Here is a 16,018-nt window from a genome sequence, read left to right as displayed (position 1 = left end):
CCGCCGGACAACCGGGCATCACCGCCGCATCACCGATCGGGAAACGTATGCGCGTAGATCGACTTGGTCAGCCCGTACACCTTCTCCCGCACCAGCGTCGCCTTCGGGAACAAACGCCGCATTTCGCCCGCCGTGAGCAGCCGCGTCGTGTCCACCTTCGCCCGCGCCTCCGCCCACGTGCGCGCCCGCCGGTAACAGCCCAGATGGAAGCAGCGCACCAGCAACACCCGAACGCCATACGGCAATAACCCAAAGAACGGCGTGCGAAAATGCGGCTCAATCGGAAACCAAAGGTTCGGCGTTTGCACAAAATACGGGCCATCAAAGCCCTCAAACCACGCCGCCATACGCGCCATCTCCGCCCAGCCTCCGACATGCTCGATCACCGAGTTGGAAAACAGGGCATCGTAGCCCCGCTCCAGCGCGGGCCCCAAGTCCGTGGCGTCCGCATAGAGCCAGTCGATATTGGAGGGGCCGTGCTGCGCAAGGTAGGCCCGCTCCTCCTCTTCGCGCCCGATATTCGATACCGTGATCTGGTACTTCGGATTGTCCCAGAACTCCGTATCCTTCCAGAACGCCATCTCACCGCCGACATCCAGAATCCGAATGGGCTCCGCATTCAACCGGCTGACCAGGGACTCAAACAATTGTATTCTGCGCTTCCGGTACGGGTTCATCTCGGGCGCCTTCCGCATTTCGCGTTGGACCCCTCCCCCACCCCATTCCCCATAAACACACCCCCTACACTCGCATAAACGCCGCCTATTTGCAACCCCGCCCGCGAAAGTTGTAAATCGCGGTCCCATGCGACAAAATGGCGGCTTGACGCCGACAGCCGCCCGCGCGGCCCGCGCGACACCAACACCTACTGGGAGGATTGACCATGAAAATCCGATATGCCTTCATATTGACCCTGTTGCCCGGACTCGTCCTGGCATCCTGCGCGCCCGCGCCAAAACCCGCGACGCCGGAACAGCCCGCCGCCGCAACGCCTGCGCCTGAACCCGCGGAACCGCAAGCGCCCCCCGAAGAAGCGGCCCCGGCCCCGATGCCGGAGCAAGCCGAAGCGGAACCCGCGCCCCAGGCCGAAGCCGCACCCGAGACCGAAGCCGCCCCGGAGGCCGAATGGGTTTCCCTTTTCGACGGCGAAACCCTCAACGGCTGGACCCAGCGCGGCGCCGCAACCTGGCAGGTCGTCGACGGCGTCATGACCGGGACCTCCCCCGGCGGCCAGGGCCATATCTACGCCGATCCCATCCTGAAGGATCTGGAGGTCAAGGGCAAGTTCCGCATTAGCGACCAGGGCGGCGGCGCAAACAGCGGCCTCTACTTCCGCGCCAATCCCCCGGAAGACAATATCGACGGCTACCCCCGCGGCTACGAGGCCCAGATCTGCCACAACCAGGACGCCTACACCGGCTGGCTCTGGAAGCCCGGCGCCCCCACGGGCGAGGCCACAAAGCTCCTGACCAAAGACGACGAATGGTTCGACATGCGGGTCAAGGCCGTCGGCCCGCTCCTCCAGATCTGGGTCAACGAAGAACTCGTGATGACCTACGACGACGCCGAGTACACCGAGGGCCACTTCGCCATTCAATGCCACAACGAAGGCATGACCATCGAGGCGAAGGACCTCTTCTACCGCGATCTCGGCGGATCCTGATCCGCCTGCTCCGAAAATTCAAGAGAAGCCACGGGTGCCACGTTCAAGCTCCGCGGCTCCGCCGCGAAGGCTTGAGCGTGCGAGACTCCAGTACAGCGCCAACGGTCAGGGGCAGTCTTTACATCCTTAACGGGTGACGCAACACGTCATGAATAGCTGCTCCGAAAAGACACAGGCGGGACGCCTGGCGCCACATTCCTTTGAAGGCACTCGTAAGAACCAAGGTGAAGCGTGCAAAGAACGTGGCACAGCCGTCCCGGCTGTGTACCGGTTGCGAAGCAGTCGGCTTTTCATCCTTAACGGGTGGCGCGAAGCGTCATGAATGCCTGCTCCGAAAAGACATCCCCAAGACCACCTCATCCAACCCAAGTTACAACATACCCAAAAAGGAAGTGGCAAAGGCCGGGAGCGCAGGTTGAAGACGCGCCGTGGTGGGCGTCCCCGCCGTCCATTTCGGGCGACCCAAATCCCGTCACAAGCGTTTGTAGCCCGCCGCCCGGCCGCGCGTTGACCACGCGGCGGGCATCTGCCATACTGAACATGCGGCTGCTGGCGATATCGTTCGCCAACGCCGCCTACTCAACCCACAGGAGTCTGACCGCCACCGCCCGGACAAAAACGCAACCGCGGGTCGATGATGATGGACCAACCAATCACATGGGGAATCCTGGGAACGGGCGATATCGCCCGGCAGATGGCGGAGGATCTGCGCCTCGTACCTGGAGCCGAGTTGCGCGCGGTGGCATCGCGCACCCAGGACCGCGCCGACGCCTTCGCCGACACGCATGAGATACCCGTCCGCTATGGCGACTACGAAACGCTCGTGCGCGACGCCGCCATCGATGTCGTCTATATCGCAACACCGCACCCCAGGCATTGCGCCGACACCCTCCTCTGCCTGGAGCACGGCAAGCACGTCCTCTGCGAAAAGCCCCTCGCCATGAACGCCCCCCAAGCCGCCCGCATGGTGGACGCCGCCCGAAAACACGGCCGCTTTCTCATGGAAGCCCTCTGGACCGCATTCTTCCCCGCGATCCGGCAAGTCCGCGAGGCCCTGGCCTCCGGCGCCATCGGAAACGTGCGCCTCGTCGTCGCCGATTTCTCCTACAGGGCGGCGGCCGGCCCCGAAAGCCGCCTCTTCAACCTCGAACTCGGCGGCGGAGCCCTCCTCGATATCGGCATCTACACCGTCGCGCTGGCCGACATGGTCTATGGACAAGAGCCCGAACGGATCCAGGCGTCCTGGTCGCCCGCGGAAACCGGGGTGGACGAGTCCGCCGCGATGATTCTCGATTTCGGCGGCGGGCGCCGCGCCCTCTTGAGCACCTCCCTCCGCCACGATGCGCCCCAGGAAGCGCTCATCGCGGGGGAAAACGGCGTGATTCGCATCCCCCACCGCTTCTCGCAGCCGGATGCCTGGTCCCTGGACACCGGCGGCGGCCCCGCGACCACAACCTTCGAACGCACCGGATACGGCTACCACCTGGAAGCGAGCGAAGTCACGGAATGCGTGCGGCAGGGCCGCTTCGAAAGCCCGATCGTCCCGCACGCGATGAGCCTGCGCATCGCCCGAACGCTGGACCGAATCCGCCAGCAATGGGGCCTCCGCTATCCCGCGGACGAAACGGATCACTAACCGCCGGCGCGGCGAGGGCGGGCGGCGCTTCGGTTTGGCAGGAAAAGGAGCAGCATGTATATCCAGCTTATCAGCATTCACGGCCTCATACGGGGCGAGCGGATCGAAATGGGCCGCGACTCCGACACCGGAGGACAGGTCCGCTATGTGATCGATCTCGCCCGAACCCTCGGCGAGATGGACGGCGTCAGCCAGGTCGACCTGTTCACGCGGCGCATCCGCGACAAGCGCGTCGAGTCCGATTACGGCGAAGAGATCGAAAAACTCGGTCCCAGAACGCGCATCGTGCGCCTGCCCTGCGGCGGCCCGCGATACATCCGCAAGGAGCGCCTCTGGCCCTACCTCGACGACTTCGCGGACGCCATGATCACCTTCACGCGCAAGGAGGGCAAACTACCCACGCTCGTCCACGGGCACTACGCCGACGCCGGCTACATCGCCAACGCGGTATCCTCCGCCTTCGGCGTGCCTTTCGTGTTCACCGGCCACTCGCTCGGCCGCGACAAAAAATCCTATCTCGAATCCCAGGGCATGCCCGAGGAACACATCAACCGCGAATACAACATGCACCTCCGCATCGACGCCGAGGAAAAGGCCCTTTCCAGCGCCGACCTCGTCGTCACCAGCACCCGCCACGAGCGGGACGTGCAGTACAAGCGCTACTACAACGGCAAGGACCCACGCTTCGCCGTCATCCCGCCGGGAACCGCACTGGAGCGTTTCTTCCCCTACTACGAATACGAAGTGGCCCCCGACAACATCCAGGAACGCTGGAAACAGGCCCGGATGCGCATGCAGGCCGAGCTCGACCGATTCCACTACAACAACGACCGGCCCGTCATCCTCGCACTCTGCCGCCCCGACAAACGCAAGAACATCAACGCCCTCGTCGAGGCCTACGGGCAGGACAAGGAACTCCAGGCCCTCGCCAACCTCGCCATCTTCGCGGGCATCCGCCGCTCCATCACCGACCTCCCCGACGCCGAACAGGCCGTCCTCACCGACATGCTCCTCATGATGGACCGCTACGACCTCTACGGCAAGATGGCCGTGCCCAAAAAGCACGAATCCGAAATCGACGTGCCCGAAATGTACCGCCTCGCCGCGGCCAAGCGCGGCGTCTTCGTTAACTGCGCCTTCGTCGAGCCCTTCGGCCTCACCTACATCGAGGCCGCCGCCTGTGGACTGCCCTTCGTCGGCACCGAAAACGGCGGCCCCCAGGACATCGTCGAAAACTGCGAATGCGGCATCCTTGTCGACGTGAACAAGCCCGCCGAAATCGGCAAGGCCATCAAGGCCATCCTCACCGACCGCGATCGCTGGCAGCGCTTCAGCGACAACGGCGTGAACCGCGTCCGCCAGCACTATTCCTGGCAAAAACACTGCCTGGACTACCTCAAAGCCGTCGGAGAAATCGTCAACGCCACCCCAAAGAGCACCATCTTCCTGAAGTACGGCAACGACGCCCCCGGACGGCGGCTCGCCGACGTCGAAGCGCTTCTCCTCACCGACATCGACAACACCCTCCTCGGCGACGACGAATCCATGCAGCGCCTGCTCGCCCTGCTCAAGGATCACAGGGGCCGCATCGGCTTCGGCGTGGCCTCCGGGCGCTACAAGGACATGGTCCTCGACGTCCTGGAAGAGCACGGTATCGACGAGCTCGATGTCATAATTTCCTCCGTCGGCGCGGAAATCTACTACGGCCGCGACCTCGTGCCCGACAAGGGCTGGGCGAGCCACCTCCGCAGCAAGTGGCGCCCGGACCGCGTGCGCGACGCCCTCGACAAGCTGCCCTTCCTCACCATCCAGACCGACGAGAACACCCAGCGCGAATTCAAGGTCAGCTACGACCTTGACAAGGACACCCCTGCGGATGAAGCGTTACCCCGCATACACGACGCCCTGGGACGTTGCGGCGTGCCCCACACCGTGATCTTCTCCCACGGCGTCTACGTCGATGTACTCCCATTGCGGGCCTCGAAGGGCAAGGCCGTCCGCTACCTCTCCAACAAATGGAACATACCCATAGAGCGCATCGCAACCGCCGGCGACTCCGGCAACGACGCCGACATGCTCAAAGGCCGCACCAGCGGCATCGCCGTCGGCAACTACGCCGAAGAACTCGAACCCCTCCGCCGCGACACCAGCCGCATCTACTTCGCAAAAGCCGAATACGCCGCCGGCATCATCGAAGGCCTCCGCCACTACGGCCTCCTCCCCCGAGAATAGGGGGACTGCATCGGGCGGAAATACCACCCCAACCCTTCCAACAACCACAAGCACCCCCGCCCGTGGCTGTACCCCAAAAAGGGGGACTGCATCGGGCGGAAATACCACCCCAACCCTTCCAACAACCACAAGCACTCCCGCCCGTGGCTGCACCCCAAAAAGGGGGACTGCATCGGGCGGAAATACCACCCCAACCCTTCCAACAACCACAAACACCCCCGCCCGAGGCTGTACCCCAAAAAGCCACCCCCCTCCATCAACCACAACACCCCTCAACAAATCCGGGGCAACTGCTCCCCGCTCAGCATATCCAGCACCCGCGTCACCCCGATCACACTTTCCAACGTCACCCGCCGCTCCGCCGCGTCCGTCACCGCGCCGATGTCCGCCGCGGGCGCGTCCGGGTGCAGCGCACTTAAAATCGCCACCGCCCGCGCCGCATCCTCCGGCGCCACGATCGCCGCGAAGCGCCCCTCATTCGCCACGTGCAGCGGATCGAAGCCGAGAATCTCGCAGACCCCGCGCACGGCGGGCAACACCGGGACCCGGTCCTCGGCAATGTGTATCGCCCGCCCGGACGACGCGCTGAGTTCGTTCAGCGCGCTTGCGAGGCCGCCCCGGGTCAGGTCGCGCAGGCAATGCACCGCGATGCCCGCGTCGAGCAGGGCCTTCACCTCGGGCCACAGCGCCGCCGAATCGCTTTCGATGGGTGTATCCACGTCGAAGCCCGCGCGCATGGTCATGATCGCCATGCCATGCCGGCCGAGATCGCCGTTGATGATCACGCGGTCTCCCGACTGAATGGCGCCCGGACCCAGCGCCACGCCAGGCCGAACCACGCCGATGCCCGCCGTGTTGATGTAGATGCCGCCGCCGCGCTGCCGCTCGATGACCTTGGTGTCCCCCGTCACGATCTGGACCCCGGCCGCGAGCGCCGCCGCCTGCATCGAATCCGCCACCTGCTCCAGCCGCGCCAGTTCGAAGCCCTCCTCCAGAATGAACGCGGCGGACAGGTAGCGCGGCTCCGCGCCGGCCATCGCCAGATCGTTGACCGTGCCGTGCACTGCGAGCGATCCGATATCGCCCCCGGGAAAGAAGGGGGGATCGACCACGAAGGAATCCGTCGTAAAGGCCAACCGGCCTTCGCCCACGGCGATCGTGGCGGCGTCGGTCTGGCCGTCGCCCAGTTCGTTCCGGAACCGCTTCAGGAACACGCGCTCCAGCAGGTCGTGCATGCGCGTGCCGCCGCCGCCGTGCGCCAGGGTGATGTGTCCCTGGTCGGGAAGTGGCAGGGGACACGCGATCGCGGGCGCGGGCTTGCCGTTCATGCGCATTCTCCCGTCTGGGCCGGCGCGAGGGCCGGGCGGTAGCGGTGGTAGGCCGAGCAGGCCCCTTCGCTCGACACCATCGGGGCGCCCAGCGGGCGATCCGGCGTGCAGCGCGTCCCGAAGGCCGGGCAGTCACACGGCTTCTTCAGCCCCTGCAGGATTTCCCCGCTGATACACTCCTCGGACTCGCGCGCGACCACGCCCGCCAGTTCAAAGCGCCCCTCCGCGTCGAAATCGCGGTACGCCTCCGACAGGCGCATTCCGCTGGCGGGAATCGGGCCCAGGCCGCGCCATTGTTGCGGGCTGATCTCGAAAACCTCCTGGAGCAGCGCGCGCGCGGCCGCATTGCCCGCCCGCGCCACCGACCGCGCGTACTGGTTCTCCACGTCACATCGGCCCGCTTCCAGTTGCTTCACGCACATGTGAATGCCCAGGAGCAGGTCCAGCGGTTCGAAGCCGCTGATCACGATGGGCACGCGGTATTTCCGCGCGATGGGCTCGTATTCCTCGCTGCCCATGATCGTGCAGACGTGCCCCGGCCCGAGGAAGCCGTTGACCGCGCAACGCTCCGCCGACAGGATCGCCTCCATGGCCGGCGGTACGAGCACGAGCGACACGAGCATGGAAAAATTCCGGAGCTGTCGCGCGGCGGCCGTTTTCACCGCCAGCGCGTTCGCCGGCGCCGTCGTCTCGAAGCCAATGCCGAAGAACACCACCTGCCTGCCCGGGTTTTCCTCCGCCACCTTCACCGCGTCCAGCGGCGAATACACGAACCGCACGTCGCCGCCGCGCGCCTTGATGCCCAGGAGGTCGTGCTCGGAGCCCGGCACCCGCATCATGTCGCCAAAGGTGCACAGGATCACATCGGGCATGGCGGCGAGCGCGATCGCCTTGTCGATCATCTCGACCGGCGTAACGCAAACCGGGCACCCCGGCCCGTGCACCAGCGTGACTTCGTCCGGCAGCAGCTGATCCAGCCCGAAGCGGACGATGGCATGGGTCTGGCCGCCGCAGATCTCCATGATCGCGTGCGGCCGGGTCACGGTCCGTCGGATCGCCTCGGCGAGACGCAGGATCGCATCGCGGTCGCGGTATTCGTCCATGTACTTCATGGGGAGGCCCCGTCTTCCAGCTCGTTCAGTTCGTCGATCTCGCGGAGGTACTCCAGGGTCTTCTCAGCTTCCTCCGCGTCGACCACACTGATGGCGACGCCCGCGTGCACCAGCACGTATTCCCCCGCACACGCCTCGGGAAGCAGGGCCAGCGACACGGGCTTCACCAAGCCGCCGAAGCTCACCTTCGCCTGCCGCGCAAGCGGATCCTCTTCGGTTATTTCGAGAATTTCACCGGGTACGGCTAAACACATGGTATTTCTTCTCCAGCCGGCTGAAACCACGCCTGGCCGGCCGCAATTCCGCCGTCATTGGGCGGAACCGCACCATGCCGGTATACGCGGCAATCATTCCGTTTCAAGGCCGCCAGGGCCAGTTCGTGCAGCAACACATTCTGAAAACAGCCGCCCGTGAGAATCACCGGCAGGCCCGCGTCCCGCGCAACCAGCGCGAGGGCCTCGGCCAACGCTTCGTGAAACCCGAGGGCGATGGCGCCCGCCGGAACACCTGCGCGCCGGGCCGCCACCGTCTCCGCGACCATGCCGCGCCAGTCCAGCTGCATCCGCCCGCCCTCCGCTTCGGCGGGAAGGGGCAACGGGTGCGCGGGGCCATGCCAGGCCGCCGCCGCGCGCTCCAGCCGCATCGCCGCCTGGCCCTCGAACTGGCTGTGCTGGCAGAGGCCGCAGAGGCTCGCGAGGGCATCGAAGAGGCGGCCCATGCTGGTGGTGACGGGCGCGTTAAATTTCCGGTCGAGCATCTGCCGGACCAGGCGCCATTCCGGTTCGGGAACCGTCTCCGTCAGGCCGAATTTCGCCAGCACGTCCAGCGCGCCGATGCCGTGGAGCAGGCTGGCCGCGCAACGCCAGGGCGCGCGCGCCGCCGCATCGCCGCCCGGAAGCGGGAACGGGCGCAAGCTGCCGATGCGATCAAACCCGGTACGCGTGCAACGGAGAAACTCGCTTCCCCATATTGTACCATCCAAACCGTACCCCGTCCCATCCCAGGATACCCCGAGCACCGGCCCCTCCAGGCCGTGCTCCGCCATGCAGGAGAGCACGTGCGCGTAGTGGTGTTGCACACCGTGCGCCGGCAGCCCCAGAGCGAGCGCATGCCGCGTGCTCGCGTAATCCGGGTGCAGATCGTGGACCACCCGAACGGGCGCCGCCTCGAACAGCCGCCGCATGCTGTCCGCCGTGCTCCGGAAGGCGTCCAGTGCGAGGACGTTCTCCAGGTTGCCGATATGCTGGCTCGGAAATATCGTCCCGGCCTTGCGATAGGCCACGCTGCTCTTCAAATGCGCGCCAACCGCAAGCACATCCTCGCCGCCCGCGGCGGAATCCAGCGGCCCCGGCGCGTACCCGCGCGCACGGCGCAGCAGCATCGGCGCGCCCTCCACAACCGTGACAATGGAGTCGTCCACCTGCCGCGCGATCGGGCGATCGTGCACCAGAAACGCGTCGGCGATACCCGCGAGCCGCGAAAGCGCGTCCTGGTTGTCAATACAAATGGGTTCCTCGTCCAGATTCCCGCTCGTCGCGACGGCGGGCCCGGAAAGCTCCGCCAGCAGCAGGTGATGCAGCGGCGTATACGGCGCCATGACGCCCAGGAAGCGCGTGTCCGGCGCAATGCGCGCCTGAAGCGCCGCGGCCTCCGGCCGGGATGGCGCCAGCACGATGGGGGCCTCCGGCGACTGTATGACCGCGAGGCGCACCGGATCGATCGCGCAGTCCGCCGCCATCAACGCGGTATCGGCGTACATCAGCGCAAAGGGCTTTGCATCTCGGCGCTTCCGTTCGCGAAGCAGGGCCACGGCGCGATCGCTGCCCGCATCGGCGAGCAACTGAAATCCGCCGAGTCCCTTCAGCGCCAGGATCCCCCCATTTCGCAGGATCGCGGCCGCGGCGCGCAGCGCTTCGTCGCCCCGCGCCTCCATAGTACCGTCGCGGTCCCACAGGGAAAGCGCCGGACCGCACGCGGGACAGGCCACCGGCTGCGCGTGGAAGCGCCGGTCGCCGGGGTCCTCGTACTCCCGGCGGCAGTCGGCGCACATCGTGAAGTCGGCCATGGTCGTGTACAGGCGGTCGTAGGGCATCGCCTCGATAATGCTGTAGCGCGGGCCGCAATGCGTGCAGTTGGTGAAGGGATAGCGATAGCGCCGATCCGAGGGGTCACGGATTTCGGCCAGGCACTCGGCGCAAGTCGCGATATCGGGAAGGACCAGCGCCTGCATCCGCCCGGCGCGATCACTCTCCAGGATCGAGAAGCCCGCGCCGGCCCCCGCCGGAATCTCCTCGACGGTGCATTCCGTGATGGCGGCGGGCGGAGGAAGCTCGGCGAAGAGCCGCGCCCGAAAAGCCTCCAGGGCCGCCGCCGGCCCCTCGATCTCCACGCACGCGCCGGCCCCCGTGTTGGTCACGTAGCCGCCCAGCATGAGTTCGCGCGCCAGGCGGTATACAAAGGGACGAAAGCCCACGCCCTGCACGAGCCCGCGCACGAGAAGCCGGTGGCGCCGCCGCGCCGGGGGAGGCGTTGTGCGCGAAGCCCGCATCCGCCCCCCTCAGGAAACCGGTTGGGCGGATTCCAGCGCGAGCCGTTCTTCGATCCACAGCAGCCAGGCGTCCAGCCCCTCGCCGGTGACGCACGAGATATCGATCAGCGGGGCGCCGGGGTTCAGCTGGTGCACATAGTCGCGAAACTTCTCAAAATTGAAGTCCACATAGGGCATCAGGTCCACTTTGTTCAGGATAATCGCATCGGCCTTCCGGAACATGTTCGGATACTTCGCGGGCTTGTCGTGCCCCTCCGTCGTGCTCACCATCACCACCTTCGCCGCCTCGCCGAGGTCGAAGCTCGCCGGGCAGACGAGGTTGCCCACATTCTCGATGATCAGCAGGTCGAGATTCGGCAGGTCGAAGTTCGCCAGCGCGCGCTGGACGAGATTCGCCTCCAGGTGGCAACCGCCCGCGGTCTCGATCTGCGTCACCGGAACGTCGTACTTCGCGATGCGTTCCGCGTCAAGCGAGGTCTCCGGGTCCCCCTCGATCACGCCGACGCGGATAGAGTGGTTCAACGCGGCCAGCGTCTTCTCGATAAGCGTAGTCTTGCCGGACCCCGGGGAACTCATGATGTTCAGGGCAAGCACGCCGGCATCCGCGAGCGACTTGCGGACCGCTTCGGCCAGTTCGTCGTTCACTTTCATGACCTTCTGGACAACATTGATTTCCATGGGGCACCTCCTTGCGACTACCGGATCGCCCCCTCAAGGCAGGGGGTGTCCGACAACGACACACTGGTTATGATAAGTTCATCGCCGCGAACAGCGCGGCCGCCCGTGGCCCCGCAACCGGGGCAGCACCAGACAATGTCCTGTGGGCAGTATGTTTCAAGACAGGATCGGCATTCGACTTCCGCCGGTATTTCGCGCCATTCGAGCAGGGCGCCCTCCGCGGCGGTTTCCATTGACGCGGCCTCAAACGCAAACTTCAGCGACTCCGGGACGACCGCCCGCAGCGCGCCAATTTCCAGCACGACCCGCTCGATGGCCGCGCCCCCGTGCTCGCCGGAAACTTCCAGCGCGCACTCCAGTATACGCTCCGCAAGGCTGAATTCATGCATGGTCGCGCCCTTCCGAATCTTTTCTAGTATTATACCCGTTTTCCGTTCGCCCATCAAACCCCGGCAGCTTCGGAAAGCACAAGGAAAACGTGCTTCCCGCGCCAACCTGGCTGCGGACGCCGATTTTCGCGCCGTGCATCTCCGCGATGCGCTGGACGATGTACAACCCCAGGCCCGACCCCGCGACGTCGCCGATCTCCGCGTTCCCGTGCGCGATCCGCACCATCTCGTGGAAAAGCTGCCCCTGATCCGCCGGCGCGATCCCGATCCCGGTATCTTCCACCTCCACACAGGCGGTCTGCCCGCGCTCAAGAACGCGAACGGAGATCTCTCCACCCCGCGGCGTGTACTTGATCGCGTTCGTGATGTAGTTCGCGATGGCCTCGCGTATCAGGCGGGCGATACCAGAGACCGCGAGCGCGCCATCGCCGGTCTCGATCCTCAACGTGTGCCCGGACTTTTCCGCCAGGTCGCGGTTTTCCTCCACCAGCTCCGCCGCCAACGCGCCCAGGTCCACCGGCTCCATCTGATGGTCAAGCTCATCCGCCTCCAGCGCCGCGAGGTATTCCAGATCGTTCAGGAAACGGCTCAGCTCGTGCAGCCGGGCCTGCGATCGTTCCACCCAGTGCTGCTGGTCCGCGGTCAGCGGGCCGCCGTAGCCATGCGCCAGGTTGCTCATGTGCATGCTCACGACACCAACCGGTGAGCGCAGGTTGTGCAACGCAATATGCAGGAAATCCCGCCGCAACCGGGAGACCCGCTCCAGTTTCTGATTGGTTTCCATCAGCCGCTCGGTATACAGCCGCAGCACGTGCACCAGGTGCGTCGTAAGGTAGGCGGTCAACATGATCAGGAGGCCCTGGACCGTCAACACAGTCAGGACATACTGCCCGGTAAGATCCGCGCAGGCCGCCACCGCCCCTTCCGGGTAGCGCCCGGGTATCCACCCGAACCACGTGCCAATAACCAGCCCAGAGAGCAACGCGAACGCAACCGACGCGTGCGCAAAGGCCGCGCGGCGCGACAGCAGCACGCTCGCGATGATAACGTGAAAAATAAAAAACGCCTGGAAGGGCGAGTACGGGCCGCCGACAAGCCATAGCGCAACGGTAAGGCCGATGAAGTCCGCCGCAACGGAAAAATGCAGCACCCGCTCGAGGAATACACGGGCCACCTCGGCGCTCTCGTCGTCCCGGTGGTACGGGCGGAGCACCAGGTACACGGCGGCATTGTACCCGCACAGCACAGCCGCCAGCACGCAAAGCGCGCCCACATCCAACTGCTCGATGCCGACAACGTTCCGGGCGAAAAACGCGCCGAAAACCATCGCGGCGGCCACGGCAAAGCGCGCCAGCACCAGACCCCGCAGCCGCTGCCGGAGATCCAGATTCGAGAGCACCGGGTACTCCCGTGTGTGAGCAATCCGCGATCCGGAATTCCGGTTCAGGGGCATCGGCACGGCTCCAGGAGGGCGCGCCGCCGTGGATCAGGCTGTGGAGCCCTGGTCCCGCAGCAGCTTCGCCTTCAGGGTTTCCACGAGGGACTTCGGGTCGATGGGCTTCTGGAAGATGCCGGAGAGTCCCAGGGCGCGCGGATCGATGTTGTAGCGCACGGTATCGCCCGCCGCGCTCAGCAAATAGATCGGGCGATCATACCCGCTCTCCCGCAGCGCCTTCACGACCTGCTGGCCCGTGTCCACCTTCTCCATCATCAAGTCCACGACGATGGCGTCCGGCTGGATGCTCTTCGCCACCTTCAGGCCCTCTTCGCCACTCGCGGCCTCGCCCACGCTGAAGCCCTCCGCCTGCAACACCACCCGCAGCGCGGCGCGAATATCGGCATCGTCGTCAATGGTCAGTATGGTTTTTGTGTGCCGTGCGGCATCCATGTGTCCTGTCCTCCTTGACCTGAAGCAGCGCGCGAACGGCGTCCAGCGCGGCGTTCAGGTTTTCTTCGGCCCGCGGGGTGAGGCCTTCCCCCAGCGCAAAATCATACCCCCGTATCGCAAGCACCCAGGCCTCGGGCGCGGGGCAGAAACTTTCTTCGCATATCGCCAGCACCGACGCGGGATCCATCGAATGGCTGGTAAAGGCGATGGTGGACGCCGGCGCTATAGGGCGCAGCTCGTAGGGCTCCGGCCCCGACACGGCCGCATCCACGAATATCGCCTTTCCGTATTCCGCAAGCGTCGCGGCGTCCTCAATGTTGAGTTGATACGCCGCCTCCACGGCCACATCCGGCAAAGGCCGCGCCTCCAGGGCCGCGGCGGCCGCCGGGCCAAGCCCGTCGTCGCGCCGCCCGGGATTCCCGTAGCCCAGCACCACGGTGCGTCTATGCCGGTCCGGGCTCATCCGCGCACCAGCTCCGAAACCACGTTCTCGGACTGGTCCACGAGCTGCACCTGCAGCCGCATCTGGCCCAGCGCGTGTGTCGCGCAGCTCAGGCACGGATCGTAGGCCCGTATGCCCACCTCAATGTGGTTGAGCAGGCCCTCGGTGATCTCGTGGCCGTCCAGGTACTGCGCCGCCACCGTCTGCACCGCCCGGTTCATCGCCTCGTTGTTGTGCGTTGTGGACACGATCAGATTCGCCATCGTGATCAGGTCCTTGTCGTCCACTTCGTAGTGGTGGATCAGCGTACCGCGCGGCGCCTCGATCCACGCCGCGCCCGAGGCCCGGCGTTCGCCCTTCCGGATCAATTCGTCGCCCTGAAGGTCCGGGTCGTTCAACAGCTCCTTGATCTTCTCCGCCGAGTGCACGGTCTCGATCATGCGCGCCCAGTGGTACGCCATCGTCGACTGGATCGGCTTCCCGCCGCCCAGCGCGACGAAGGCCTGGCGCTCCGCTTCCGCGATCGGGGTGTCGATGTAATCGCAGTTGTTGATACGCGCGAGCGGGCCCACGCGGTACCAGCCGCGTTCCTTGCCCATCGAAATGATGTACGGGAACTTCATGTAGCTCCAGGGGCGGACCTCCTCGCGAATGTAATTCACGTACTCCGCCGGGGGGACCTGGTCGAAGATGATCTTGCCGTCCTGGTCCCGCGCGCGGAGATTGCCGTCGTACAGGTCCAGCCCGCCGTCCTCGGTCACGATACTGACGAAGTTGGAATCGAAGCTGCCGAAGGCGAGCAGGCGGTCCATGTCGGACTTCACGACCGACTTGCAAATCTCCAGCCCTTCAACGGCCCAGGCGATCATCTCGTCGATGCCGCGCAGCAACACGTCCCGCTCCGCAATGCTGAGATTCTTATTGATGCCGCCGGGCACCGATCCCGTGCCGTGGATCTTCTTTCCCGCCGTCGCCTTGATCACCTCCTGCCCGTACTTGCGCATCAGGACGGCCTTCCGAGCGACATCGGGGTGCGCGCGGATCACGCCGATCACGTTGCGCTGTTCCACCGGGGCGTCAAAGCCGAACAGCAGGTCCGGCGAGGCCAGGTGGTAGAAGTGCAGCACGTGCGACTGGAAGGTCTGGCCATAGTGCATCAGGCGGCGCATCTTGTCGGCCGTCGGCGAAACCTCGTCCACCCCCGCCACCACGTCCATCGCCTTGGAGGCGCAGAGGTGATGGCTCACCGGGCAGATGCCGCAGAGGCGCTGGACCACGGTGGGAGCCTCCCAGTAGGGCCGCCCCTGGATGAAGCGCTCGAACCCGCGGAACTCGATGATGTGGAACCGCGCTTCCTCAATGTGGCCGGCGTCGTCGAGGTGCAAGGTCACTTTCCCGTGCCCCTCCACGCGGGTCACCGGATTGATCACCACCTTCCGGCGATCGGTCGTTACAGCCTGTGTCATTGCCTGGTACCTCCGCGCATCCGTGATGCGTATGAATTCATGCTGGGCCCTGTTGTTTCCGTTCAGTCGTATTTAACCAGCTCGTACGGCAGCTCCGGCTCCTGGCCCGAGAGCAGCGCCGTCAGCGCCGCCCACAGCGTGTCCGCCGACGGCGGGCACCCCGGGAGAAAGTAATCAATCTTCACCACTTCGTGGCACGGGTACACCTTGTCGAGCAACACGGGAATATCCGGGTCGTTCGGAATGATCCCGCCTTCCACCGTCGGCCCGTTCAGATAGGCCTCCTCCAGGCACTCGCGAAGGGGAACAGTGTTGCGCATCGACGGAACCCCGCCCGTGATCGCGCACGCGCCCATCGCAATAAGTATCTTGCAATTTTTCCGGAACTCCAGCAGGAATTCCAGGTTCTCGTCGTTGCTGATGCCGCCCTCGACAATGCCAATATCCACCGGCTGGTCGAATCGCTTCTTGTCGTTGATTGGCGACTTGTCGAAATCCACGATGTCCACCAGATCCAGGATCCGCTCGTCGATGTCCAGCAGCGACATATGGCACCCGAAACAACCGGTGAAGTGGCCCGTTGCAATCCGCGGTTTCGCCATGGTTCTTATACTCCTATGCAGTTCGGCCCGCGCC

The 16,018-nt window shown here is 65.3% G+C and carries 15 protein-coding genes; 3 read left to right on the top strand and 12 right to left on the bottom strand.

The genetic code is table 11. From position 1 onward, the window contains the following. Positions 1 to 29: 29 nt before the first annotated feature. On the bottom strand, positions 30 to 677 hold the full coding sequence (locus tag KF886_08920) for a class I SAM-dependent methyltransferase (protein MBX3177469.1): 648 nt from the start codon (positions 675 to 677) through the stop codon (positions 30 to 32). Between the two features lie 206 nt (positions 678 to 883). Between KF886_08920 and KF886_08915 the strand changes: the two genes are divergently transcribed. The 3 genes from KF886_08915 (at position 884) to KF886_08905 (ending at position 5,531) form a co-directional block, all read left to right on the top strand. After that, positions 884 to 1,663, top strand: coding sequence for a DUF1080 domain-containing protein (locus tag KF886_08915; GenBank protein MBX3177468.1), 780 nt, complete (start codon positions 884 to 886; stop codon positions 1,661 to 1,663). 637 nt (positions 1,664 to 2,300) lie between these two features. After that, positions 2,301 to 3,299: a Gfo/Idh/MocA family oxidoreductase gene (locus KF886_08910; GenBank protein ID MBX3177467.1), complete on the top strand. Its 999-nt coding sequence runs from the start codon at positions 2,301 to 2,303 to the stop codon at positions 3,297 to 3,299. Positions 3,300 to 3,353: 54 nt separating this feature from the next. After that, positions 3,354 to 5,531 carry an HAD-IIB family hydrolase gene (locus KF886_08905; GenBank protein MBX3177466.1) on the top strand — a complete coding sequence of 726 codons (2,178 nt, stop codon included), beginning with the start codon at positions 3,354 to 3,356 and terminating at the stop codon, positions 5,529 to 5,531. 272 nt (positions 5,532 to 5,803) lie between these two features. Here the strand turns inward: KF886_08905 and hypE are convergent, their stop codons facing one another. The 11 genes from hypE to KF886_08850 all read right to left on the bottom strand — a co-directional run bounded on the left by hypE (position 5,804) and on the right by KF886_08850 (position 15,984). Continuing rightward, positions 5,804 to 6,859 (bottom strand): hydrogenase expression/formation protein HypE, encoded by a 1,056-nt coding sequence (hypE, locus tag KF886_08900; GenBank protein ID MBX3177465.1) that lies wholly within the window; start codon positions 6,857 to 6,859, stop codon positions 5,804 to 5,806. Then, positions 6,856 to 7,971 carry a hydrogenase formation protein HypD gene (gene hypD / locus KF886_08895; GenBank protein MBX3177464.1) on the bottom strand — a complete coding sequence of 372 codons (1,116 nt, stop codon included), beginning with the start codon at positions 7,969 to 7,971 and terminating at the stop codon, positions 6,856 to 6,858. The genes hypE and hypD overlap by 4 nt, the downstream gene beginning before the upstream one ends. Further along, the gene (locus KF886_08890; GenBank protein MBX3177463.1) at positions 7,968 to 8,225 is read right to left on the bottom strand and encodes a HypC/HybG/HupF family hydrogenase formation chaperone; all 258 of its coding nucleotides are present in this window, start codon (positions 8,223 to 8,225) and stop codon (positions 7,968 to 7,970) included. Before KF886_08890 ends, hypD begins: the two co-directional genes overlap by 4 nt. Continuing rightward, positions 8,216 to 10,519 carry a carbamoyltransferase HypF gene (hypF, locus tag KF886_08885; protein ID MBX3177462.1) on the bottom strand — a complete coding sequence of 768 codons (2,304 nt, stop codon included), beginning with the start codon at positions 10,517 to 10,519 and terminating at the stop codon, positions 8,216 to 8,218. The genes KF886_08890 and hypF overlap by 10 nt, the downstream gene beginning before the upstream one ends. A 9-nt stretch (positions 10,520 to 10,528) precedes the next feature. Next, positions 10,529 to 11,197: a hydrogenase nickel incorporation protein HypB gene (gene hypB / locus KF886_08880; GenBank protein MBX3177461.1), complete on the bottom strand. Its 669-nt coding sequence runs from the start codon at positions 11,195 to 11,197 to the stop codon at positions 10,529 to 10,531. 17 nt (positions 11,198 to 11,214) lie between these two features. Beyond that, positions 11,215 to 11,586 carry a hydrogenase maturation nickel metallochaperone HypA gene (locus tag KF886_08875; protein ID MBX3177460.1) on the bottom strand — a complete coding sequence of 124 codons (372 nt, stop codon included), beginning with the start codon at positions 11,584 to 11,586 and terminating at the stop codon, positions 11,215 to 11,217. Continuing rightward, positions 11,579 to 13,039, bottom strand: a complete 1,461-nt coding sequence (locus tag KF886_08870; protein ID MBX3177459.1) for a hypothetical protein — start codon at positions 13,037 to 13,039, stop codon at positions 11,579 to 11,581. The genes KF886_08875 and KF886_08870 overlap by 8 nt, the downstream gene beginning before the upstream one ends. Before the next feature lie 33 nt (positions 13,040 to 13,072). Beyond that, the gene (locus KF886_08865) at positions 13,073 to 13,474 is read right to left on the bottom strand and encodes a response regulator (protein MBX3177458.1); all 402 of its coding nucleotides are present in this window, start codon (positions 13,472 to 13,474) and stop codon (positions 13,073 to 13,075) included. Then, positions 13,434 to 13,937 (bottom strand): hydrogenase maturation protease, encoded by a 504-nt coding sequence (locus KF886_08860; GenBank protein ID MBX3177457.1) that lies wholly within the window; start codon positions 13,935 to 13,937, stop codon positions 13,434 to 13,436. Before KF886_08860 ends, KF886_08865 begins: the two co-directional genes overlap by 41 nt. After that, positions 13,934 to 15,382, bottom strand: coding sequence for a Ni/Fe hydrogenase subunit alpha (locus KF886_08855; GenBank protein ID MBX3177456.1), 1,449 nt, complete (start codon positions 15,380 to 15,382; stop codon positions 13,934 to 13,936). Before KF886_08855 ends, KF886_08860 begins: the two co-directional genes overlap by 4 nt. A gap of 62 nt (positions 15,383 to 15,444) precedes the next feature. Next, on the bottom strand, positions 15,445 to 15,984 hold the full coding sequence (locus tag KF886_08850) for an NADP oxidoreductase (GenBank protein MBX3177455.1): 540 nt from the start codon (positions 15,982 to 15,984) through the stop codon (positions 15,445 to 15,447). Between the last annotated feature and the right edge of the window lie 34 nt (positions 15,985 to 16,018).

This window comes from Candidatus Hydrogenedentota bacterium, from assembly GCA_019637335.1.
Taxonomy (GTDB): domain Bacteria; phylum Hydrogenedentota; class Hydrogenedentia; order Hydrogenedentales; family JAEUWI01; genus JAEUWI01.
This window is presented reverse-complemented; position numbering and strand designations above follow the sequence as displayed.

What these genes read in the sequence shown, in the direction of transcription:
- KF886_08920 (MBX3177469.1), bottom strand. Translation starts at nt 677, where the DNA reads ATGAACCCGTACCGGAAGCGCAGAATACAATTGTTTGAGTCCCTGGTC.
- KF886_08915 (MBX3177468.1), top strand. Translation starts at nt 884, where the DNA reads ATGAAAATCCGATATGCCTTCATATTGACCCTGTTGCCCGGACTCGTC.
- KF886_08910 (MBX3177467.1), top strand. Translation starts at nt 2,301, where the DNA reads ATGATGGACCAACCAATCACATGGGGAATCCTGGGAACGGGCGATATC.
- KF886_08905 (MBX3177466.1), top strand. Translation starts at nt 3,354, where the DNA reads ATGTATATCCAGCTTATCAGCATTCACGGCCTCATACGGGGCGAGCGG.
- hypE (MBX3177465.1), bottom strand. Translation starts at nt 6,859, where the DNA reads ATGAACGGCAAGCCCGCGCCCGCGATCGCGTGTCCCCTGCCACTTCCC.
- hypD (MBX3177464.1), bottom strand. Translation starts at nt 7,971, where the DNA reads ATGAAGTACATGGACGAATACCGCGACCGCGATGCGATCCTGCGTCTC.
- KF886_08890 (MBX3177463.1), bottom strand. Translation starts at nt 8,225, where the DNA reads ATGTGTTTAGCCGTACCCGGTGAAATTCTCGAAATAACCGAAGAGGAT.
- hypF (MBX3177462.1), bottom strand. Translation starts at nt 10,519, where the DNA reads ATGCGGGCTTCGCGCACAACGCCTCCCCCGGCGCGGCGGCGCCACCGG.
- hypB (MBX3177461.1), bottom strand. Translation starts at nt 11,197, where the DNA reads ATGGAAATCAATGTTGTCCAGAAGGTCATGAAAGTGAACGACGAACTG.
- KF886_08875 (MBX3177460.1), bottom strand. Translation starts at nt 11,586, where the DNA reads ATGCATGAATTCAGCCTTGCGGAGCGTATACTGGAGTGCGCGCTGGAA.
- KF886_08870 (MBX3177459.1), bottom strand. Translation starts at nt 13,039, where the DNA reads ATGCCCCTGAACCGGAATTCCGGATCGCGGATTGCTCACACACGGGAG.
- KF886_08865 (MBX3177458.1), bottom strand. Translation starts at nt 13,474, where the DNA reads ATGGATGCCGCACGGCACACAAAAACCATACTGACCATTGACGACGAT.
- KF886_08860 (MBX3177457.1), bottom strand. Translation starts at nt 13,937, where the DNA reads ATGAGCCCGGACCGGCATAGACGCACCGTGGTGCTGGGCTACGGGAAT.
- KF886_08855 (MBX3177456.1), bottom strand. Translation starts at nt 15,382, where the DNA reads ATGACACAGGCTGTAACGACCGATCGCCGGAAGGTGGTGATCAATCCG.
- KF886_08850 (MBX3177455.1), bottom strand. Translation starts at nt 15,984, where the DNA reads ATGGCGAAACCGCGGATTGCAACGGGCCACTTCACCGGTTGTTTCGGG.